Raw genomic sequence first — 21,759 nt, 5'->3', positions numbered from 1 at the left:
TGAGCACGGCAGGCGTGGCCCGGCGCGCATCGAGTTGCATCACGTTGTTGGCGATGAAGAGGCTGTAGTAGCGGTAGGCGACCAGGTAGATGGCCACGGCCGCGACGACGATCCAGAGGGCGTTGATGGGTTCGCCGCGGCGCAAGGCCACGACACTCAACGCACAGGCTCCCAGAACAGCCACGGCAAACCAGGCGAGGTGTTTAACCAGACGGGTTGTCATTGCGTGTCTCCTGCCGAGGTCCAGTGGACTGCGGCGATTGTTTTTATAGTGTGCCCCGGCTATTCGGAGCGGGCCCAATATCCCTGTCCGGCGTCAATAAATAAATCCGTAGTACTACGTAGATGCACACCTGTCCCTGTGGGAGCAAGGCTTGCCCTAATGCCAGTTAAGGATCAAACGGTGCAAACCTGTGGGAGCAAAGCTTGCTCGCGATTGCGGTAAGTCAGTCAGCGATGATGTTGACTGGTCTGTCGCTATCGCGAGCAAGCTTTGCTCCCACATGTCTTGCTCCCACAGGTTTATCTCCAATCCGGTACGATGTTTGGCATATGATGCCGACCATCCACCTCCCCCCGTCAGGCCCTGACAGGAGTACAGATGCTGCTCAAACACAAAATCGTCGCCCTCGGGATCCTGCCCCTGGTCCTGGCGATTGCCGTCATCTGCGCACTGGTGATCTCGCTCAACCGCCAGTTGGGCGATCAGCAGGCACAACTGATCGAAGACAGCATCCTGGCCAGCAAGCGCGCCGAGCTGAAGAACTACGTCGAGATGGCGCAGAGCCTGATCGCTCCGCTGTACAACGGTGGCCTTGGGGACGAACACGCACAGCAACAGGTGCTCGAAGAGCTGCGCAAGCTCAGCTTCGGCATCAACGGCTACTTCTTCGTCTATGACCGCCAGGGCCGCAGCCTGATGCACGCGCGCCAGTCGGAACTGGTGGGCAAATACCTCTGGGACATGAAGGATCCCCACGGCCTGCCCGTCATCCAGGCATTGATCAAAAGCGCCGAGACCGGCGAGGGCTTCCAGCGCTATGCCTGGAACAAGCCCTCCTCCGGCCAGGTGACCGAAAAGCTGGCCTACGTGGTGATGCTGGATCGGTGGGGCTGGATGCTCGGCACCGGGATCTACCTGGAAGATGTCGAACGCGCCACCCAGCAGGCACGGGATGAAGTCGCCCATGGCATCCACACCACCATGCAAGCCATTGCCGCCATTGCACTGGTGGCGGTCCTGCTGGTCTTCGCCGGCGGCATGACCCTCAACGTGAGCGAACATCGCCTGGCCGACAAAAAACTGCAGCGGCTGAACCAGCGCATTGTCAGCCTGCAGGAGGAAGAGCGTTCACGGGTATCCCGAGAGCTCCACGACGGCATCAGCCAGTTGCTGGTGTCGATCAAATTCCAGTTCGAGCTGGCCAGTCATGTGCTCGAAAACGGCCAGGAAAACGGCCTGGGCATTCTGAAGAACGCAACGGATCGGCTGGGGGAAGCCATCGGTGAAATCCGCAACATCTCCCACGACTTGCGCTCTTCCCTGCTCGATACCCTGGGCTTGCCCGCCGCCATCGGCCAGCTCGCGGCCGAATTCGAACAGCGCAGCGGGCTCGAGGTATCCTACCGAAGCAATGAGTTCGATTGCCGACTGGAGAATGGCGCCCCGGTCTCGCTGTTCCGCATTGCCCAGGAAGCCCTGACCAATATCGAACGCCATGCCGGGGCTAAACGTGTCGCCATCACCTTGTTTGGCTCCGCTCAATCCTTGCGCCTGACGGTGGTGGATGACGGAATGGGCTTCAACGTCCCGCAGGTCGAACGGGGCCATGCCGGCATCGGTCTGCGTAACATCCGCGAACGGGTCGAGCATTTCGGCGGGCGATTGGAGCTGACGTCGACGCCTGGGCGAAGCGAATTGGACGTCCTGCTGCCCATGGACCTGTCGGCCACCGAAAGCTGATGCGCGCCCCTTATACCGAGAGTCCCTGCCGATGAACCTGCCCCCTGCGATCCGCGTCGCGCTGGTTGACGATCACTCCCTGGTCCGCGATGGCATCCGGGCCTTGCTGTCCGTCATGCCCCAACTGGATGTGGTGGGTGAAGCCGAGAACGGCGCGCAGGCGATCGAAATGATCGGGCGCTGCCAGCCGGACCTGCTGCTGATGGACATCGGCCTCAAGGACATGAACGGACTCGAATTGACCCGGCTGTTGGGCAAGCAGTACCCGAGCCTCAAGATCCTGATCCTGAGCATGTACGACAATCATGAATACGTGAGTGAGTCGGTGCGTTCCGGCGCCAGCGGCTACGTCCTCAAGAATGCACCCTCGCGGGAGATCATCGCCGCCATCGAGGCCATCATCAGCGGCGGCACCTTCTACAGCGCAGAGATCGCCCAGCGGCTCGCCACCGCCCCCAACGCCGACGACGAGCTGACACCCCGCGAGCGCCAGGTGCTGCTCAAAATGGTCCAGGGCCTGAACAACAAGGAGATGGCTCGCGAACTGGACATCAGCGTGCGCACCGTCGAGACCCATCGCCTGAGCATCCGCCGCAAGCTCAACATCGACAAACCCGCGGCCCTGGCGAAGTACGCGATCGACCATGGGATCATCTCCCGCTAGTGTCCTTCGCGACCGAGCGGAGAATAGCCAACTCCGCCGACACGCCCGTGACAGCCTGCGAACACTTTTACTACACTGCCCCGTCTTGTCCCCTTCCCTTGCGAGACGTGTGCCCTGATGAAAAACATAACAAGCACAATGACCTTCTGCGGCCTGCTGGCACTGTCCTGCGGCGCCCAGGCCGAGCCGGCGCCTTCGCATCTGGACCAGGTCCTGCAACGCGGTGAGTTGACGGTCTGCACCACCGGCGACTACAAGCCCTACACTTACAAAACCGAAACCGGCGAATACGAAGGCATCGACACCGACATGGCGCGCTCCCTGGCCGCCAGCCTGGGGGTCAAGGTGCAATGGGTACAGACCACCTGGAAAACCCTGATGCCGGATATGATCGCGGGCAAATGCGACATCGGCATGGGCGGGATCTCGGTGACCCTCGAGCGCCAGAAGAAAGCCTACTTCAGCAATACCCTGGACGTGGATGGCAAGATCCCGCTGGTCCGTTGCGAAGACCAGTCGCGTTACCAGACCCTCGAGCAGATCAACCAGCCTTCGGTGCGCCTGGTGGAACCTGCCGGCGGCACCAACGAAGCCTTCGTCCGCGCCTTCGTGCCCAAGGGCCAGCTTAGCTTTCACGACAACGTGACGATCTTCCAGGAACTGCTGGACAAGAAAGCCGACGTGATGATTACCGATGCCTCGGAAGCGCTCTACCAGCAGAAACTCAAGCCTGGCTTGTGCGCCGTCAACCCGAGCCGCTACCTGCAATATGGCGAGAAGGCCTACCTGCTGCCACGGGACGACACCACCTGGAAGATGTACGTCGATCAGTGGCTGCACCTGAGCAAGGCGAACGGCAGCTACCAGAAAGTCATTGGGCAATGGCTGGCGGTCCCGGACGCTCAATGACCGCTTGATGTGCTGAACGTTGAGGGAGCGAGCAGGCTCGTGATGGAAGTGTGTCGGTTACAGCAAGATTGACTGTGCCGACGCCATCGCGAGCAGGCTCGCTCCCACAATAATCGAGGATGACCGCAGAAAGTTGTCTACCCCGGATTCATCGCTCGCGATGGCGGCGAATCAGCTCACTGCGCCGCTCGTACCTTGGCGATCTCGTCGTACATCATTTTCACCAGGTCGGCATCCAGGGACTTGGCGAACTTATCGATCACCGGCTGCACTCGCTCGCGGAAGCGATCCTTCTCGGCTGGACTGACTTCGTTGACCGTCATCGCGCCGGCCAGCGTCGCTTTTGCCTTGTCCATGCTCGCTGCGGTGGCATTTCGCTGGAACTTCTGCGCCTCGGCAGCGGCCTCGCGAATCATCGCTTTCTCATCGTCGTTGAGGCGACTCCAGGTTTTCTGGCTGATGATCAACGACTGCGGGTTGAAGATATGGCCCGTTACCGAAAGGTACTTCTGCACCTCGTAGAACTTGTTGCCTTCGATCACCGTGAAGGGGTTCTCCTGGCCGTCGATGGTGTGTTGCTCAAGGCCGGTGTAGACCTCGGGAAACGCCATCGGCACAGGGTTGGCCCCCAGTGCGGAGAAGGTTTCCAGATAGATGGGCGACTGGATGACACGAATCTTCAGGCCCTGCATGTCTTCAAGCCGGGTCACCGGGTGCTTGCTATTGGTCAGGTTACGAAACCCGAGATCCCAATAGCCCAGGCCCACCAGCCCTTTGCTGTCCAACTGCGCCGCGAGCTTCTGGCCGACCGGGCCATCGATCACTGCATGGGCTTCTTCGGCGTTGTTGAACAGGAAAGGAAAGTCGAGCATGGCAAAATCGGGGGCCTGGGCCGCCAGGATACCGGAGTTGAGCACGGTGATGTCCAGCGTGCCGCCCTGCAGGGCCGAGACCGTCTGCACATCGCCGCCCAATGTGCCGCCGGGAAACAGACGGACCTTGATCTTGCCGCCACTTTTTTCGCTGAGCAGGTCGGCGAATTTCTGCGCACCCTGGCCCTGTGGATGCTCCTTGACGTTCTGGAACGCGAATCGCAGGGTGCGTTCGCGGATCTCGTCCGCGTGGCTCGCCATGCTGCCCAGCAACAACCCCGTTGCACACGCCCCGGCCACGAGGGTTTTCATCAGTTTTTGCATTTCACTCTCCGATCATTATTGTTTTAAGGTCGAGCTACCAAAGGCTTACCCCCGGTTACCCGGTGAAGAATTTCAACGGCCCAAGAACCAATTGCGGGAACAGCACCAACAGGAACAGCACCACAAGCTGCGCGAGCAGAAACGGCCATACGCCGCGGACAACTTCTTCGAAATCCAGCTTTGCCACCCCGCAAACCACATTGAGCACCGTTCCCACGGGCGGCGTGATCAGGCCGATGGCCGTGTTGATCAGAAACAGCACGCCGAAGTACACCGGGTCGATACCCGCCTGGATGACAGCAGGCATCAATACCGGGGTGAGGATGAGGATGGTCGGGGTCATGTCCATCACCGTCCCCACCAGGATGATCAGCACCATCATCACCACCAGCAGCAGGGTCGGGTTGTCCATGAACGGTGACAGCAGTTCCGCCAACTGGCCTGGTAGATCGGCGATGGTCACCAGCCAGGACGAAACCATGGCTGCCGCCACCAACAACATCACCACCGAAGTGGTCTTGGCCGAGGACAGGATCACTTCATATAACTGGCTGACTTTCATCTCCCGGTAGATCACCAGGGACACGAACAGCGAATAGACCGCAGCGACCACCGCGGCCTCAGTGGGGGTGAAGATGCCGAATTTGAGACCCAGGACGATGATCAGCGGCAGCCCCATCGCCCAGCTGCCGTCGAGCAATGTACGCAGCACTTCGGAACGGGAACGCTTCGGCGGCGTCTCGACATGCTCGCTACGCGAGATGTACCACCAGGCCACGGCCAGCGACGCCCCGAGCATGAGTCCGGGCACTATGCCGGCCAGGAACAGCTTGGATATCGACACCCCGGATGCCACGCCGAACACAATAAAACCGATACTCGGCGGGATGACCGGTGCAATGATGCCGCCGGCCGCGATCAGGCCGGCCGAACGTCCCCGGTTATGCCCGGCCAGGACCATCATTGGCACCAGCAACGCCGCCAGTGCCGCCGCATCGGCCACGGCGGAGCCGGAAAGCGACGCCAGCAGGCAGGACGCGATAATCGCCACGTAACCGAGACCGCCGCGCTTGTGTCCCACCAGCGCCATGGCGATGTTGACAATGCGTTTGGACAAGCCGCCGGCATTCATGACCTCGCCGGCCAGCATGAAGAACGGCACGGCCATCAGCGGGAAGCTGTCCGCACCGTTGAGCAGGTTCTGGGCGATGATTTGCGCATCGAACAGGTCCAGGTAAAACATCAGCGCCACGCTGACCACCAGCAAGGCAAACGCAATGGGAATGCCCAGCGCCATGCTGCCTATCAAAGACCCGAGAAAAATAACCAGTGTCATGGGCGATCACTCTTGATGGGGTTATGCGCCACCGCCTCGACGGCGTCGTGGTCCTGGGTCATGACCCACTCGTCGGCGCCGAGCTTGCCTGACAAAGCCAGGTAGAGCTCATAGAGCAAGATGAAGGCTGCGCTGGCGCCGAACACCAGGCCGGCGGCGTAAAACACCGCCATCGACAAGCCGGAGGCCGGCGCGACCACGTGCAGGTTGATCACTACCTGCTGCCAACTGCCCCTGAAGATCAACCAGCAGATGTACAGCATCAGCAAATGCCCGATGACCAGGCAGGCGCGCCTGACCAAAGGCGGCAGGCGCTTGACCAGGCTGTCCATGCCCAGGTGCGCACGGTCCTTGAGCGCCACCAGGGCGCCGAGAAAAATCATCCAGACGAAGAACCAGCGCGAAAGCTCCTCGGACACACTGATGCCGGAATTGAAGGCATAACGCAGCACCACATTGCCGAACACCAGTACGCTCATCGCAACCATGCACAACACAATCAGCAGCTTCAGCAGCTTGAAATACAGATCGACGACTTTGGTCATCTTGAAGGCCTCTCAGGTTTGTCGAGCACCGGCACAGGCGGCGCGATAGGACCGCAGCAGCACAGGCCTGCTACAGGGCCTGACCGGAGACAAGGAGAACGGCTTCGGGGTTGAAGCGAGGGGACGAAGGGATGGCGTCGGGTGCCCGCAGACAGTTACGCATGGGTATTCCTCTGTTTTTATTATGGGTCTTGGTCGTGCCGACAAGACGTGCTGCGCCTAAAATGTACCAACCGGTTAGTTCGGTCAATAACCCAAGCGCATGCGCAGCACAAAGGGTGCGATTATCGGCTAATCCGGAGCCTGCGCTCCGCCACGTCCCGAGGATTTGTATCCGTCTGTATATGAACCGCCAACTGATACGTAAACGTCGATGTTGCCTTCTTCCGACACATAGCCCAGATACATCCGTGCGTTCAACTGTGATCACCGGACAGCAGTACCCCTTCGCTGCTGCAGACCTAATCCATTAAACGCAAGGAGAACCACCATGTTCAATTTTCCAAAAGCTTCGTCCCTGGCAATCGCTCTGGCACTGGTTGGCGGCTTCGGCCTGTCGAATATCGCTTCGGCTACCGTCAGCAGTGCCCCGGCGCAACAGCTGGCCGAAGGTGGGTCGGATCGCTTGATACAAAACCGTGTGGCTGAAGGTGGCTCCGACCGCCTGATAGAGAACCGTGTCGCTGAAGGTGGCTCTGATCGTTTGCTCGAGAACCGTGTCGCTGAGGGTGGCTCTGATCGTTTGCTTGAGAATCGTGTCGCTGAAGGCGGTTCAGATCGTTTGCTTGAGAATCGCGTCGCTGAGGGCGGCGCTGATCGTTTGCAGGAGCTGCGCGAGCGCAACGCCGCAGCAGTCGCCTAGATCGTCTCGAAACTCAGCGCTGCGACGCCCGCCGGGACCGTGTTATTCACTGCGGTCCCGATATCACCCTGTAGCGCTCCCTCCTGTGGGAGCGAGCCTGTGGGAGCAAGGCTTGCCCCGCGATAGCATCGCCCCGGTATTACTGTGGATCGAGGCGCCTGCATCGCGGGCAAGCCTCGCTCCCACAGTTGTTTTGGACAACTTCAGGTTCTGTGTCCACCACCGATTCCCTGTGGGCGAGCCTGCTCGCGAAAGCGGCCGACCAGCCCCCCACTTCCTGACTCAATCAACAGGGCTCTGGCGAAAACTCACCGCCAGCCTGTTCCAACTGTTGATGGTGCTGATCGCCATTGTCAGGTCCACCAGCTCTTCCTCGCTGAAGCAAGCACGAGCCTGGGCATAGACATCGTCCGGCACCTGGCTCTGGGCCAACAGCGTCACCGCTTCCGTCCAAGCCAGGGCTGCGCGTTCGCGATCAGTAAAAAAGCGACTGTCGCGCCATACGGCCACCGCGAACAGACGCCGTTCGGTCTCCCCCAGGCGTCGTGCATCCACCGAATGCATGTCGGTGCAGAAGGCACACCCGTTGAGTTGCGAGGCGCGGATCTTGATCAGGTGCAGCAGCGCCGGTTCGATACTCAGGCGGCTGGTCAACGCTTCCAGGCCAATCATTGCTTTCATCGCCCCTGGGGACGCACTGTAGTAATCCAGACGCTGGCTCATGACGGGCTCCGTGGCAGTGATCCGTTCACGGTAGAACCTGAAGGCCGTCGACGACAGGTCCAATTGGCCGAAAAAAGCCAGGGCCACCCGAGCCAGACCAATCTGCTGGATTTTCTCCACACAACTTTTATCAGGACGCACAATACGGGTAATCTTGCAGCTTTGACGCTGCCGCCAGGCGATTGTCCAGGAGCCCGCGGGTATGGAACTTCATGTCGTCATCAATGGCCGCAAGGACCTGACAAGTCAGTTGTACCAACAGCTGCGCAGCGCCATCGAAAGCGGTCGCCTGGCTGCCGGCACACAACTGCCCCCCAGCCGCCTGCTCGCCGAACAACTGGGCGTTTCGCGCAAGACCGTTTCCGACACCTACGCCCAACTGACCTACGAAAACTTCCTCACCGGCATCATCGGCAAGGGCACCTACGTCAATGCGCGGCCGGCCAAGATCGTGCGCAAACAAAGCCACCGGGAGCTGGCCGGGGCCGACGTCGTCGAGGCCTGGCGCAACATGCCGGACCTGCTGCGCCATCCGACACCCGAAAGCGCATTGCGTTATGACTTCATCGGCGGCGCCACCGGCAAGGGACAGTTTCCCCTGGACGATTGGCGTCGTTGCACCGCCCATGCCCTGCGCCAGATCGCCAACGCCAAGGGTTTCTACAGCCAACCCGGGGGTCTGCCGGCATTGCGCAATGCCATAGCCCGGCACATCGCATTTTCCCGGGGGGTCAACTGCCAAGACGATGACGTGGTGGTGTGCAACGGCGCGCAACAGGCCCTGGACCTGATCTCACGGGTATTGACCCGGCCCGGCAGCCTGGTGGCGATGGAAGATCCGGGGTATCCACCGGCGCGCCTGCTGTTCGGCTCCCACGGCGCCACGGTGGCCGGGGTGCCAGTGGATGACCAGGGGATGCGGGTGGACCTTATTCCGGACGGCACGCGGCTGATCTATGTCACGCCGTCCCACCAGTTCCCCCTGGGCATGCCCCTGAGCCAAGCACGACGCGAAGCCCTGCTGACGCGGGCCTATGAGCTCGGGGCGATCATCATCGAGGACGATTACGACAGCGAATTCCGCTACGCAGGCCGGCCCGCCGACTCGCTGCAGAGCATGGACGAGCGCGGCATCGTGGCGTACGTCGGGACGTTTTCCAAAACCCTGCTGCCGGAGTTGCGGCTCGGCTACGCCATCCTTCCGCCGGCAATTCTCGAGGCGGTGATCCTGGCCAAGCGCCTCACCGACCAGCACACCTCCACCCTGCCCCAATGGGCACTGGCCAAATTCATCGCCGAAGGCTGCCTGCTCAAGCACATCCGTCGCTGCCACGCCTTGTATGCCGGGCGTCGCGAACGGATCCTGGCGCGCATGGCCGGGGACCTGTCGCCCTGGTTCGAAGCCGTGCCCACCACCGCCGGCTTCCACCTGGCGGTATTGTGCAAAGTACCGATCGATCTGCCGCTGGTGGTCGAGCTGGCGAAAAAAGTCGAGGTCGGGCTGTACCGCCTCGATGGTTTTTTCAACGAAGCGCCACCGCGACAAGGGCTGTTCTTCGGCTTTGGTGCCATCGAAGTCCTGGACATCGACATCGCCCTGGATCGCTTGCGGGACATCCTGCAGCAGGTCGCCTGAACGATTGGACTGCCGGATTATCCGCCCATTGGCTGTTTTAGCCTTGTCCGTGCAGGCCTATCCTGCAGGGGTATCGTTGATTGTGCACATCCCGTCCGACTTGATTCAGGAGCCTGAACGATGTCTCGCCAAGTGATCAATACCGTACAGGTGCAAGCCGCCGCCGGTCGCTCGGAAGAACTGGGCCGACAGTTGCAGCAAATCGTCGAAACCCTGCGCACCCAGCCCGGCTGCGACGCCTACATGGTCGACCGGTGCCCGGTGGACGGCGACCGCTGGACCGTCAGCGCCCGCTGGCAATCGGAAGCGGCCATGCAAGCTCACTTCAACTGCCCCGAAGTGCAGGGCTTTATCGGCCTGATCGACAACCGCCTGGCCCGAAGCGTGGACTTCAACAGCTTCCCGATTGTCTGAACACACTTCGCCACAGGGGGTTAGTGATCTGATTCATCCTTCGCCGCCAATTGGTCTACCGGCCTTCCGAAAGATTGGACGTTTGCTTGCCCCGTCAGCGGGCATAGGGTGGATCCATCGCCGCGACAGCGCGGATCCACTCAAAACCCACGAAGGCCACTGCCATGAAAACCCTCTCTCTGATCGCCGCCCTCAGTCTGCTGCCCATTGCCCAGGTCTACGCCCACGAAACCGCACCGTCGGAAAAGGTCCAGGTGTTGCAGGAAAAAATGCTGAAAAACCTGCCGGGCAAAAAAGCCATGATGCTGACCGTCGACTACGCCCCAGGCCAGTCGTCCATCGCCCACAAACATGAGGGCACGGCCATGGCCTATGTGCTCGAAGGCGCCATTACCTCCCAGGTCAAAGGCGAACCGGCGATCACCTACAAGGCCGGGGAGTTCTGGTACGAGGCGGCGGGTTCCGAGCACCTGGTCTCGAAAAACGCCAGCGCGACCGAGCCGGCGAAATTGCTGGTGTTCATGGTGATGGGTGAGAAAGAAGCCGTATTGATCCCGCTGAAAAACTAACGGCTCACCAGACACTTCCCTCTGTGGGAGCGAGCCTGCTCGCGATAGCGGAGGCACAGCCAACATCATCCTCGACTGATCCGCCGCCATCGCGAGCAGGCTCGCTCCCACAAGGGATATCGGTGCCTGTGCATGAATCGCACCCACAAAAAAAGCCCCGCATCTCTCAATGCGGGGCTTTTTCATTCAGCGCCGGATCAGTTGGCCGTTACGACCGCCTGACCTGCCAACGCCAGGTCCAGCAGTTCGCGGTTGGCGACTGCGTACATGGCGTAATCGGTGGCGCTGGCGGCACGGATGTCCACCAGCATGGCACGCCAGCGCTCGACCATGTCCTGGTGCTGTTCCAGCCACAGCGCCAGGCGGGTTTCCACGTCCTGGGTGCCGTCGCCCTGTTGCAGGACCGAAATGGTGATCGCCCGTTGCTGCCAGTCGACGTCATCGCGGAACGCTTCGCGGGCCAGGGCCTGCCAGTTGTTTTCCACCGGCAAGGCACTGATTTGTTGCAGATACCACGTGATGTCCAGGGCGCTGCCCACGGCGAAGTAGGCCTTGGCCACATCGGCGGCGTTCTGGCCGGTGACGTCGGACGCCTCGATGATCGGCAGCAAGGTGTACAGGTGCGTGGTGCCTGCAACCATGCGTGCCAGCAGCTCCGGCACACCGGCGGCCACGTAGGCCTGGTAGCGGGTCTGCCAGCCCTCGCGGGTCGGGCCTTCCAGCAGTTCGTCGAGCTTGAGGCCCAACGCCGCCAGGTGTGGACCGAAGTGAGCCACGTCGCGAGCAGCGTTCTGCTCGTTACGGCGGCTGCGCAGGAACCAGCGGGTCGCACGACGGCCCAGGCGCATCAGCTCATCCATCAGCTCCAGTTGCACGTCGGCCGATACCTGGTGGTCCAGGGCTTCGATCTGACGGAACCAGTGTGGGAGATGGAAGATGTCCCGCACGATCACATACGCGCCCGCCACGTTCGCCGGGCTCATGCCCGTGGACTCCTTGAGTCGTTGAACGAAGGTGATGCCCATGTGGTTGACCAGGTCGTTGGCGATCTGGGTGCTGACGATTTCACGCTTCAGACGATGACGACGCATGGCCTCGGCGAACTTGTCCACCAGCGTCGCCGGGAACGCGGTCTCCATGTCGCGGGTCAGGTAGTCGTCGTCCGGTACCAGGGAGTTGAGCAGTGCTTCCTTGAGGTCGATCTTGCTGTAGGAGATCAACACCGACAGTTCGGCACGGGTCAGGCCATGGCCCGCCGCGACACGTTCGGCCAGCTGTTCTTCGGTCGGCAGGAACTCGATGGCACGGTCCAGCTTGCCGCGGACTTCCAGATCGTTCATCAGGCGCTTGTATTCGGCGATCCGCACGAATGCGCGACGGGCCGCCAGGGACAGGGCCTGGGTCTGCTTGTAGTTGTTGCCCAACACCAGGCCACCGACTTCGTCGGTCATGCTCGCCAGCAACTGGTTACGTTGCTTGTCGGTCATGTCGCCGGCCTGCACCACTTCGTTGAGCAGGATCTTGATGTTCACTTCATGGTCGGAGCAGTCCACGCCGCCCGCGTTGTCGATGAAGTCGGTGTTGGTGGCGCCGCCATGCAGGCCGAACTCGACACGGCCCAGCTGGGTCATGCCCAGGTTGCCGCCCTCGCCCACCACTTTGCAGCGCAGTTCGTTACCGTTCACGCGCAGCGCGTCGTTGGCCTTGTCGCCGACATCCGCGTGGCTTTCGGTGCTGGCCTTGACGTAGGTGCCGATACCGCCGTTCCACAACAGGTCCACCGGCGCCTTGAGCAAGGCGTTCAGCAGCTCGGTCGGGGTCAGTTTGTCAGCCTTGATGTCGAAGCGTGCCTGCATCTGCGGGGTGATGGCAATGCTCTTCGCGCTGCGCGAGAAGATGCCGCCGCCTTCGGACATGATGCTGGTGTCGTAGTCGGTCCAGGCCGAACGCGGCAGGTCGAACAGACGCTGGCGCTCGGCGAAGCTGCTGGCCGGTTCCGGGTTCGGGTCGATGAAGATGTGCAGGTGGTTGAACGCCGCCACCAGTTGCAGCTTGTCGGACATCAACAAACCGTTACCGAACACGTCGCCGGCCATGTCGCCCACGCCGACCACGGTGATGCTGTCTTCCTGGACGTTGATGCCGCGCTCGCGGAAGTGGCGTTGCACGCCGACCCACGCGCCCTTGGCGGTAATGCCCATTTTCTTGTGGTCATAGCCAGCCGAGCCGCCGGAGGCGAAGGCATCGCCCAGCCAGAAGCCGTAGTCGATGGCAATGCCGTTGGCGATGTCGGAGAAGGTCGCCGTGCCCTTGTCGGCAGCCACCACCAGGTACGGGTCATCGTCGTCATGCCGCACGACGTTGGCCGGCGGCACCAGAGCGCCGTCCTTGAGGTTGTCGGTGATGTCCAGCAGGCCGGAGATGAAGATGCGGTAGCAGGCAATGCCCTCGGCCGCGATCTCGTCCCGGCTGCCGCCCAGTGGCAGGCGGCGCGGCAGGAAGCCGCCCTTGGCGCCGACCGGCACGATTACCGAGTTCTTCACTTGCTGGGCTTTTACCAGGCCCAGGACTTCGGTGCGGTAGTCTTCTTCACGGTCGGACCAGCGCAAGCCGCCACGGGCGACGTTGCCAAAACGCAGGTGCACGCCTTCGACCCGTGGCGAGTAGACGAAGATCTCGAACTTGGGCACCGGCTTCGGCAGTTCCGGGATCAGGTGCGGGTTGAACTTGAAGCTGAAGTAGGACTTGTTCTGGCCGTGGGCGTCGGTCTGGTAGAAGTTGGTCCGCAGGGTGGCCTTGATCAGATCCAGGTAGCGACGCAGGATGCGGTCTTCGTTGAGCACCTGGACGTCGTCCAGTGCCGTGAGGATCGCCTGTTCCAGACGCAGTTGCTTGTCTTCCAGGTCCTCGCCGGTGAGCTTGCGGGCCAGGTAGAAGCGGGTCTTGAACAACCGGGTCAACTCGCGAGCGATGTCGGTGTGGTTGTTCAGGGTGCTGGCGATGTAACCCAGGTCGAAGCCCAGGCGGATCTGCTTGAGATAACGGGCGTAGGCACGCAGCAGCGCCACGTCGCGCCATGGCAGGCCGGCGGTCAGCACCAGGCGGTTGAACGCATCGTTCTCGGCGTCGCCGCTCACGATATGGACGAAGGCGTCCTGCAAGGTGTCGTTGAGCTGCTGGATGTCGAGGTTCACCCCTTCGGCGGCGGTGAAGGCGAAGTCGTGGATCCAGAACTCGCGGCCGTTGGTATGGCGCAGGCGGTACGGGAACTCACCCAGCACGCGCAGGCCGAGGTTTTCCAGGATCGGCAGCACATCGGACAGCGCCAGCGGTGTGTCGGCGTGATACAGCTTGCAGTGCAGCTCACGCTGGCCGGACACCTGGCCCAGCGGCTGGTAGAAGCTCATGACCAGCGGATTTTTTTCATTCAGGCTCAGCAGGTGCTGCATGTCGACCACCGCCGAATGCGCGGCAAAGCGCTCGCGGTAGCCGGCCGGGAAGCCTTTCGGGTAGTCGGCGAGCACGTTGGTGCCCTGGGCTTCGCCGAAGCTCTCGATTACCAGGCTGGCATAGTCGTCCTGCCAGCTGCGGCAGGCCTGCACCACTTCCTTTTCCAACAGCAGCGGGTCGATGTCGATGCGGTTCTTCGGGTCCACCCGCAGGATCAGTTGCACGCGGGCCAGCACCGATTCGGAGAAGAACGTCCAGAATTCGCAGTCCGAGGCCTTCAGGCGATCCATCAGCACTTGCTGGATCTTCTGGCGCACTTCGGTGGAATAGATATCGCGCGGCACGTAGGCCAGGCAGTAGCAGAAACGGCCATACGGGTCTTTACGCAGGAACACGCGGATCTTGTTGCGTTCCTGGATCTGCACGATGGACATCACGGTGCTGAACAGCTCGTCCACCGGGGTCTGGAACAGATCGTCGCGGGGCAGCACTTCGACCACCTGGGCCAGTTCCTTGCCCAGGTGCGCCTTGGCCTGGAAGCCCGAACGACGCTCGATTTCGGCAACCTTGCGGCGAATGTACGGAATAACGCGCACGCTCTCGCCATACACCGAGGAGGTGTACAAGCCCATGAAGCGGCATTCCTTGATGACCTTGCCATCAGCGTCGATTTCACGGATCGACACGTAATCCGGATAAGCCGGACGGTGTACACGGCTCGGGTGCGCGGCCTTGGCGAACGACAGCGGCGTCGGTTCACGCAGGTAATTGACGGCGTAGTCCTCGATGCGCAGGTCATCGGCGGTCAGGCCGGCGCGCAGCAGCTTGGTCAGGCCGAGGAACGACTCGGGGTCGTACTCGATATGGCCGCCGTCGGCATCGTCACGGACCACGAACTCTTCATAGCCCAGGAAGGTGAAGTGGTTGCCCACCAGCCATTCCAGGAAGGTCTTAATCTCGCTTTTTTCGTCGGCATCGATGGCGTAGGCGCTGTTGTCCAGGCTGGTGAGGATCTCCTGGACCTTGTCTTTCATCGGCTCGAAGTCGGCCACGGCCACGCGCACTTCGCCCAGCACCTGCTCAAGCTCCTTGCTCAGAACGTTGAGTTCGGCGGCGTTGGCGCAGCGGTCGATTTCCAGGTACATCAGCGACTCTTGCAGGACGCCCTCGCCCTGGGTGCCCTTCGGCAGGATTTCCAACAGTTCGCCCTTGCTGCCACGACGCACGCTCAGCACGGTGGTCTGCAGGGTATGGATGCTGTAGCCGCGGCGGTTCAGCTCGGTACGGACCGAGTCCACCAGGAACGGCAGGTCGTGGTGCAACACTTCCACGGCCGTATGGGTCGACTGCCAGCCGTGGCGTTCGTAATCGGGGTTGTAGACGCGAACCTGCGATTGCGCGTGGTCGAAGCGCTCAAGCAGGCGCCAGGCGGACAAGGTGCAGCCGGCGAGGTCGGACAACCGGCGCTGGGTAAGTTCATCGAGGGAAATGATGCCGAAGAATTGTTCAGCAAACAGCGCCACTTGTGGCAGTGCCTGTTCACTGATGTGCTGCGCCAGTACCGCTTGCAGTTGATGCTGGAAGTCGGCTTTGCTGGCTGCGGTGAAGAACGCCATCTGTGGTACTCCGCTTGGGCTTGTTATTGATGGAAGCGTCATGCAGCCCCTTTCGGGCTGCCGGCCATCCTGTTCCTGATTCTCGGGCAGAGGAAACAGGACGACAGGTGGGTGAAGCTGGACAAGACCCGCAGGTCACATTCCATTTCCATGTCACGGGCATCTACAGTAAACGCCCGTGCAGGTGCGCATCCGTTGCGCAGCTTAACGAGTGCGACAAGGCCCCTGCTTGCAGCGCTGCGACATATTCGGTCATCGGCTAGCTGTACAGTCGGCATGCATCGAACAACCCTAGCAGTCTGGGGAGCAATCGGCACCCCGCGATGTGAAATCGCGCACGGATGACGCCTGTGGTCGCAGTAAATCCCCCAGGCTGGCAAAATCCGCTTTTCCGCACCCGCAAGGCTCATCGAGCCAGGAGCCGTCCCGATGCAAATGACCACCGCCCTTCTGATCGCCAACCCGTGCGACGAGGAAGAAGACAACATGGCCATGCTGTGCTGCCACAGCGCGCAGGGCGAAATGTTCCTGATGACCCGCTACCCCGACGAAGACGAACTGGAAATCGCCCTTGATGGCGAGCCGTCGACCCTGGACGGCGTCAAGGTCACCCTCAGCCCGACCCGCTTACTGATTGAAATTGCGGCGGCGGATGCCGATGCGTTGAATGGGGATGATGTGCTGGAGATCAGCCATGACACTGATGCGGCGGATTTGGTTGAGGTGGAATTGACGCTGCAGAATATTCTCAAGGGGACGGGGACTTATATCAGTCAGCTCTGAATCCTATTACAACTTCGTTCAGCTACCGTGGGAGCTCGTATCGATATTTCCAACCGACACGAGCTTGCCTCGCATTCCATCTAGTTAGGACTGCCCGCCGTTGCATTATCGTAATATTGATCAATGAGCCTTATAACTTCTTCCTTGGTTTTGCAATATGAAGTCTCAACTAGGAACATGTCACCCTTTTTGTTAGGAATTCCATAAAATGGATTCGCCTGAGAAGCAGGGTCAACCTGACGAATGGTATAGTCTCGATATGTCGTATCTTTTGGATAGCTCATGGTTAGCCCCTTATTGAATTAAAGTGAGTTTCGAGCCAAGGCAAATACTTGACAGACTTAAACTATCAACGGAACCAAGCCCTGGCTACTGTCAGAAATAACAGGTGCAATTGAATATTTTTTATTTTTATACGCTTTTTAAATAACTGATAATTTCTAATAATAAATCTTAACTTCCAGCCCCTTTTGAGAGCCAAGCTTACTTATCGCCTCGTCGACGATACCGTAGCTGCCATCACGCTCGACCACCGCCATGCCGTTGGAAAACGACGTCACTTAGTCATATGGCAGCCACCGCCGGTCGTGCCTCTGACAGGGCGCCCTTGACGACCGATTGAGTTCTGGTGTTTCCTGAAACCGGTTTCAGAGCCACTAATAAATCCAAGAGGCAGGTTTCCAACCGTGAATTCTTTCTCCGCCGCCCAGCGCAGCCGCGTGACCATGCTCGATGTCGCCGAACGCGCCGGGGTTTCCAAGGCCAGCGTCTCGCGCTTCATCGGCGAGGACCGCGCCCTGCTCTCCGAGGCCATCGCTCGGCGTATCGAGCAAGCGATCAGCGAGTTGGGCTATCGCCCCAACCAGATGGCCCGCGGCCTCAAGCGCGGCCGTACCCGCCTGATCGGCATGCTGGTGGCCGATATCCGCAACCCCTATTCAATTGCCGTGATGCACGGCGTGGAAACCGCCTGCCGTCGCCACGGCTACAGCCTGGTGGTGTGCAACACCGACCGCGACGACGAACAGGAACGCCAGCACCTGGCCCTGTTGCGTGCCTACAACATCGAAGGGCTGATCGTGAACACCCTGGGTCATCATCGGGACGAACTGCTTGAACTGCGCAGCGAGATGCCCCTGGTGCTGGTGGATCGCAAGGTCGATCGGCTCGAAAGCGACCTGGTGGGCCTGGACAACCCCGCAGCGGTGAAGATGGCGCTCGATCATCTCGAACAGCGCGGCTACCGCGACCTGCTGCTGGTGACCGAGCCGTTCGACGGCACCAGTTCACGGATCGAGCGGGTCGACAGCTTCAAGTCGGAGATCGAACGACGCCCGGCCCTGGCCGGTGCCGTGGTGGAAATCCGCGATCAACTGACGGCCCGGATCAAGAATTTCCTCGCCCAGCCGGGCCCTGGCCCCAAGGCGCTGTTCTGCGCCAACGGCATTGCCGCCCTGGCCGCCACCCAAGTGCTGCGCGAATTGGGCTGCCACCTGTTTGACGACGTGGGCCTGATCGCCCTCGATGACCTGGACTGGTACCCGTTGGTGGGCAGCGGCATCACCGCCCTGGCCCAACCGACCGCCGAGATTGGCGCCCGAGCCTTCGAATGCCTGCTCAAGCGCCTGCGCGGCGACAACGGGCCGGTGCAAACCCTGGATTTTGCGGCGCAGTTGATTGAGCGTGGGTCGACGCGGGAGATGAATCAATGATGGCCTGCTCACGAGGGGGGGCCCAAGCCCTAAATGCCAATCAGTTAAGCCCGTGGGAGCAAAGCTTGCTCGCGATAGCGGCAGGTCGGTTAACGCTATTGCTGACTGACTTACCGCTATCGCGAGCAAGCTTTGCTCCCACAGATTCTGCACCGTTTGATCCTTAACTGATTGGCATTACTCCAAGCGCTCCCCTTTTTTTGAACAAAACTGAAACCGGTTTCAGAGGTGTAGAACAATGAATAAACCACCCGTTTCCATCAGCCTGTCCAGCTACGGCGCCGACTTGGTGCGGCAGCAAGGCCAAGGCTGTTTCACCACGCTATTGGCCGCCGCCGGCGCCTCACGGATCGAATGGCGCGAAGAACTGCTCACCCACGAACAACCCGCCGAGCTGGCCGCCAGCGCCCAGGCCCAAGGCCTGCAGAGTATTTTTTCGTCGCCCCTCGAGCTGTGGCTTGCCGAAGGCGCCCAGCCCAATTCCGCCCTGCCGCTGACCTTGCAGCGTGCCGAGGCGTTCGGTTCGAAATGGCTGAAAGTCTCGCTCGGGCATTTCACCGACGCCCATGACCTGACCGCCCTGGCGGACATGCTCGCCGCCAGCCCGGTGCAGTTGCTGGTAGAGAATGACCAGACGATGCAGGGCGGACGGCTCGAACCCTTGCAACGGTTCTTCGCCGCCACCGAGCAACAGGGATTGCCCATTGGCATGACCTTCGACATTGGCAATTGGCAGTGGCAGGACCAATCGGCGACCCTGGCGGCCCGGCTGCTCGGACCCCATGTGAGGTATGTGCATTGCAAGGCCGTGGCCCGGCGCGACGACGGCAAACTGATTGCGGTGCCGCCGGCATTGACCGATCTGCACCTGTGGGAACAGCTGTTCAAGCAGATGCCCGCCGGCGTGATGCGCGCCGCCGAGTATCCCCTCCAAGGCGAAGACCTGCTGCAGTTGACCGCCACACACGTCACCACCCTTGCCGGCCTCGGGCAAATACGCCGGGAGCCTGTCCATGTCTGAATTCGATGTCTTGTCGTTCGGCGAAACCATGGCAATGCTGGTGGCCGACAGCTGCGGCGACCTGGCCAGCATCCACCATTTCAGTAAACGCATCGCCGGGGCCGACAGCAACGTCGCCATCGGCCTCGCGCGGCTGGGTTTCAAGGTGGCATGGCTGAGCCGGGTCGGCGCCGACTCCCTGGGACGCTTTGTGGTGCAGACACTGGAGCATGAAGGCCTCGATTGTCGCCACGTGGCGGTCGATCCAATGCACCCCACCGGGTTCCAGTTCAAATCCCGTAGCGACGATGGCAGCGACCCGCAGGTGGAATATTTCCGGCGCGGCTCGGCGGCCAGCCACCTGTCGATCGACGCCATCGCCCCGGCGCTGCTGGGCGCCCGGCACCTGCATGCCACCGGGATTGTGCCGGCGCTGTCGGTGACGGCCCGCGAGATGTCCTTTGAGTTGATGACCCGAATGCGCGAGGCCGGCCGCAGCCTGTCCTTCGACCCCAATCTGCGACCCAGCCTGTGGTCCAGCGAGTCGTCGATGATCCGCGAAGTCAATCGCCTCGCCGCCCTCGCCCACTGGGTCTTGCCCGGGCTCGAAGAAGGCCGGTTGCTGACCGGCTTCGACGACCCGGCCGACATCGCTGCCTTCTACCTGGACCAAGGTGCCAACGCCGTGGTGATCAAGCTCGGCGCACAAGGTGCCTATTACCGCACGCCGCAGGACCAGGGCTTCGTGGCTGGCGTGCCGGTGGCCCGGGTGGTGGACACGGTAGGCGCCGGAGACGGGTTCGCCGTCGGCCTGATCAGTGCACTGCTGGAAGGCCGCGACATCACCGAGGCCGTACAGCGCGCCAATTGGATTGGCAGTCGCGCCGTACAGAGCCGCGGGGACATGGAGGGATTGCCGACCCGGGCCGAGTTATCGGCTGAATTTGAGGGCGCTATTCGCGAGCAGGCTCGCTCCCACATGGGCCTGGCGTGCGAGCAATGAAAGCCTGAAGCACACCGCAAATACACCTGCTGCGACAAAAACAACAAGCTCAGGAGTCAACGACATGCAAACGCTCAACCTCGCCACCCGCCGCTGGTGGTACATCATGCCCATCGTGTTCATCACCTACAGCCTGGCCTACCTGGATCGGGCCAATTATGGATTCGCCGCCGCCTCCGGCATGGCCAAGGACCTGATGATCACCCCGGGGCTGTCGTCATTGCTCGGCGCGCTGTTTTTCCTCGGCTACTTTTTCTTCCAGGTGCCGGGGGCGATCTACGCGCAGAAACACAGCGTGAAGAAGCTGATCTTCGTCAGCCTGATCCTCTGGGGCTCGCTGGCGACGTTGACCGGCGTGGTGGCCAACGCCTACTGGTTGATCGTGATCCGCTTCATGCTCGGTGTGGTCGAAGCCGCCGTGATGCCCGCCATGCTGGTGTACCTGTGCCACTGGTTCACCCGGGCCGAGCGCTCGCGCGCCAACACCTTCCTGATCCTCGGCAACCCGGTGACCATGCTGTGGATGTCGGTGGTGTCGGGTTACCTGGTACAGCAATTCGACTGGCGCTGGATGTTCATCATCGAAGGGTTGCCGGCGGTACTCTGGGCCTTCATCTGGTGGCGCCTGGCGGATGATCGTCCGTCCCAGGCCAAGTGGCTCAGTGCCCAGGAAAAACAGGACCTGGAAAGCGTGCTGGCGGCCGAACAAGTCGGCATCAAGGCAGTGAAGAACTACGCCGAGGCCTTCCGCTCGCCCAAGGTCATCCTCCTGGCGTTGCAGTTCTTCTGCTGGAGCATCGGGGTCTACGGGTTCGTCCTGTGGCTGCCGTCCATCCTCAAGGCCGGCCTGCAAATGAGCATGGTCGAGGCCGGGTGGCTGTCGTCGTTGCCATACCTGGCGGCCGTCGTCGCCATGCTCGGTGTGTCCTGGGCCTCGGACAAGGCACAGAAGCGCAAGCGTTTCGTCTGGCCGCCGCTGCTGGTGGCCTCCATCGCGTTCTACGCCTCGTACCTGCTGGGGCCTGAACATTTCTGGTGGTCCTACAGCCTGCTGGTGATTGCCGGCGCCTGCATGTACGCGCCCTACGGACCATTTTTTGCCATCGTTCCGGAAATCCTGCCGGCCAACGTCGCCGGCGGCGCCATGGCGCTGATCAACAGCATGGGCGCGCTGGGCTCCTTCGGTGGCTCCTACCTGGTGGGTTACCTCAATGGTTCCACCGGCTCCCCGGGCATGTCCTTCCTGCTGATGAGTGGCGCCTTGCTGCTGTCGGTGCTGCTGACCCTTGCCCTCAAGCCCGGCGCCAGCGACCGCGTCAACCCGCATTCCGCGACGCCACACCCGGCGCCCGCCCACTCCTGAATCGAGACCCCGCTC

The 21,759-nt window shown here is 61.3% G+C and carries 19 protein-coding genes; 12 read left to right on the top strand and 7 right to left on the bottom strand.

Features of this window, described 5'->3' with window-relative positions; genetic code table 11:
* Window positions 1–223, bottom strand: a 223-nt coding sequence (locus CGA22_RS24835) for a carbon starvation CstA family protein (RefSeq protein ID WP_305891314.1), incomplete at its 3' end; no start/stop codon positions are given.
* Window positions 224–601: 378 nt separating this feature from the next.
* Here CGA22_RS24835 and CGA22_RS24830 point away from each other — a divergent pair.
* The 3 genes from CGA22_RS24830 to CGA22_RS24820 all read left to right on the top strand — a co-directional run bounded on the left by CGA22_RS24830 (window position 602) and on the right by CGA22_RS24820 (window position 3,536).
* Window positions 602–1,963 carry a cache domain-containing protein gene (locus CGA22_RS24830; protein ID WP_041021164.1) on the top strand — a complete coding sequence of 454 codons (1,362 nt, stop codon included), beginning with the start codon at window positions 602–604 and terminating at the stop codon, window positions 1,961–1,963.
* 31 nt (window positions 1,964–1,994) lie between these two features.
* A complete protein-coding gene (locus tag CGA22_RS24825; protein ID WP_041021163.1) occupies window positions 1,995–2,627 on the top strand; it encodes a response regulator in 633 nt (210 codons plus the stop codon).
* A gap of 117 nt (window positions 2,628–2,744) precedes the next feature.
* The gene (locus CGA22_RS24820) at window positions 2,745–3,536 is read left to right on the top strand and encodes a transporter substrate-binding domain-containing protein (protein ID WP_041021162.1); all 792 of its coding nucleotides are present in this window, start codon (window positions 2,745–2,747) and stop codon (window positions 3,534–3,536) included.
* Between the two features lie 176 nt (window positions 3,537–3,712).
* Here CGA22_RS24820 and CGA22_RS24815 read toward each other — a convergent pair whose 3' ends face one another.
* From CGA22_RS24815 to CGA22_RS24805, 3 genes are read right to left on the bottom strand one after another with little or no spacing between them, the layout of a single operon-like run.
* Complete coding sequence (locus CGA22_RS24815; RefSeq protein ID WP_041021161.1) at window positions 3,713–4,732, bottom strand: TRAP transporter substrate-binding protein; 1,020 nt, start codon at window positions 4,730–4,732, stop codon at window positions 3,713–3,715.
* 55 nt (window positions 4,733–4,787) lie between these two features.
* On the bottom strand, window positions 4,788–6,068 hold the full coding sequence (locus CGA22_RS24810) for a TRAP transporter large permease subunit (protein ID WP_041021160.1): 1,281 nt from the start codon (window positions 6,066–6,068) through the stop codon (window positions 4,788–4,790).
* A complete protein-coding gene (locus CGA22_RS24805) occupies window positions 6,065–6,613 on the bottom strand; it encodes a TRAP transporter small permease (protein ID WP_041021159.1) in 549 nt (182 codons plus the stop codon). The genes CGA22_RS24810 and CGA22_RS24805 overlap by 4 nt, the downstream gene beginning before the upstream one ends.
* Window positions 6,614–7,103: 490 nt before the next feature.
* On the opposite strand from CGA22_RS24805, the gene CGA22_RS24800 reads away from it, so the two are divergent.
* Window positions 7,104–7,475, top strand: a complete 372-nt coding sequence (locus CGA22_RS24800; RefSeq protein WP_041021158.1) for a hypothetical protein — start codon at window positions 7,104–7,106, stop codon at window positions 7,473–7,475.
* A 282-nt stretch (window positions 7,476–7,757) separates the two neighbouring features.
* On the opposite strand, the gene CGA22_RS24795 is transcribed toward CGA22_RS24800, so the two are convergent.
* Window positions 7,758–8,198 (bottom strand): carboxymuconolactone decarboxylase family protein, encoded by a 441-nt coding sequence (locus CGA22_RS24795; RefSeq protein WP_041021166.1) that lies wholly within the window; start codon window positions 8,196–8,198, stop codon window positions 7,758–7,760.
* 202 nt (window positions 8,199–8,400) lie between these two features.
* Here CGA22_RS24795 and CGA22_RS24790 point away from each other — a divergent pair, with 202 nt between their 5' ends.
* The 3 genes from CGA22_RS24790 to CGA22_RS24780 all read left to right on the top strand — a co-directional run bounded on the left by CGA22_RS24790 (window position 8,401) and on the right by CGA22_RS24780 (window position 10,817).
* Window positions 8,401–9,834: a PLP-dependent aminotransferase family protein gene (locus CGA22_RS24790; protein WP_041021157.1), complete on the top strand. Its 1,434-nt coding sequence runs from the start codon at window positions 8,401–8,403 to the stop codon at window positions 9,832–9,834.
* Between the two features lie 120 nt (window positions 9,835–9,954).
* Complete coding sequence (locus CGA22_RS24785; protein WP_041021156.1) at window positions 9,955–10,248, top strand: antibiotic biosynthesis monooxygenase family protein; 294 nt, start codon at window positions 9,955–9,957, stop codon at window positions 10,246–10,248.
* Window positions 10,249–10,412: 164 nt separating this feature from the next.
* Window positions 10,413–10,817, top strand: coding sequence for a cupin domain-containing protein (locus CGA22_RS24780; protein ID WP_041021155.1), 405 nt, complete (start codon window positions 10,413–10,415; stop codon window positions 10,815–10,817).
* A 197-nt stretch (window positions 10,818–11,014) separates the two neighbouring features.
* Here CGA22_RS24780 and CGA22_RS24775 read toward each other — a convergent pair whose 3' ends face one another.
* Entirely contained in the window at window positions 11,015–15,883 is a 4,869-nt protein-coding gene (locus CGA22_RS24775; protein ID WP_041021154.1) for an NAD-glutamate dehydrogenase, read from the bottom strand.
* Between the two features lie 429 nt (window positions 15,884–16,312).
* Here CGA22_RS24775 and CGA22_RS24770 point away from each other — a divergent pair, with 429 nt between their 5' ends.
* Window positions 16,313–16,666 (top strand): hypothetical protein, encoded by a 354-nt coding sequence (locus CGA22_RS24770; RefSeq protein ID WP_041021153.1) that lies wholly within the window; start codon window positions 16,313–16,315, stop codon window positions 16,664–16,666.
* A gap of 80 nt (window positions 16,667–16,746) precedes the next feature.
* Here the strand turns inward: CGA22_RS24770 and CGA22_RS24765 are convergent, their stop codons facing one another.
* Window positions 16,747–16,950, bottom strand: coding sequence for a hypothetical protein (locus CGA22_RS24765; protein ID WP_156996857.1), 204 nt, complete (start codon window positions 16,948–16,950; stop codon window positions 16,747–16,749).
* A gap of 402 nt (window positions 16,951–17,352) precedes the next feature.
* Here CGA22_RS24765 and CGA22_RS24760 point away from each other — a divergent pair, with 402 nt between their 5' ends.
* From CGA22_RS24760 to CGA22_RS24745, 4 genes are all read left to right on the top strand, one after another.
* Window positions 17,353–18,378, top strand: a complete 1,026-nt coding sequence (locus CGA22_RS24760; protein WP_041021152.1) for a LacI family DNA-binding transcriptional regulator — start codon at window positions 17,353–17,355, stop codon at window positions 18,376–18,378.
* 238 nt (window positions 18,379–18,616) lie between these two features.
* Window positions 18,617–19,399: a sugar phosphate isomerase/epimerase family protein gene (locus CGA22_RS24755; protein WP_041024979.1), complete on the top strand. Its 783-nt coding sequence runs from the start codon at window positions 18,617–18,619 to the stop codon at window positions 19,397–19,399.
* The gene (locus tag CGA22_RS24750) at window positions 19,392–20,381 is read left to right on the top strand and encodes a sugar kinase (RefSeq protein WP_041024978.1); all 990 of its coding nucleotides are present in this window, start codon (window positions 19,392–19,394) and stop codon (window positions 20,379–20,381) included. Before CGA22_RS24755 ends, CGA22_RS24750 begins: the two co-directional genes overlap by 8 nt.
* Window positions 20,382–20,445: 64 nt before the next feature.
* A complete protein-coding gene (locus CGA22_RS24745) occupies window positions 20,446–21,744 on the top strand; it encodes an MFS transporter (protein ID WP_041024977.1) in 1,299 nt (432 codons plus the stop codon).
* Window positions 21,745–21,759 lie beyond the last annotated feature (15 nt).

The sequence above is a fragment of the Pseudomonas sp. PSB18 genome (assembly GCF_014596565.1).
In the GTDB taxonomy this organism is placed as follows: domain Bacteria; phylum Pseudomonadota; class Gammaproteobacteria; order Pseudomonadales; family Pseudomonadaceae; genus Aquipseudomonas.
This window is presented reverse-complemented; position numbering and strand designations above follow the sequence as displayed.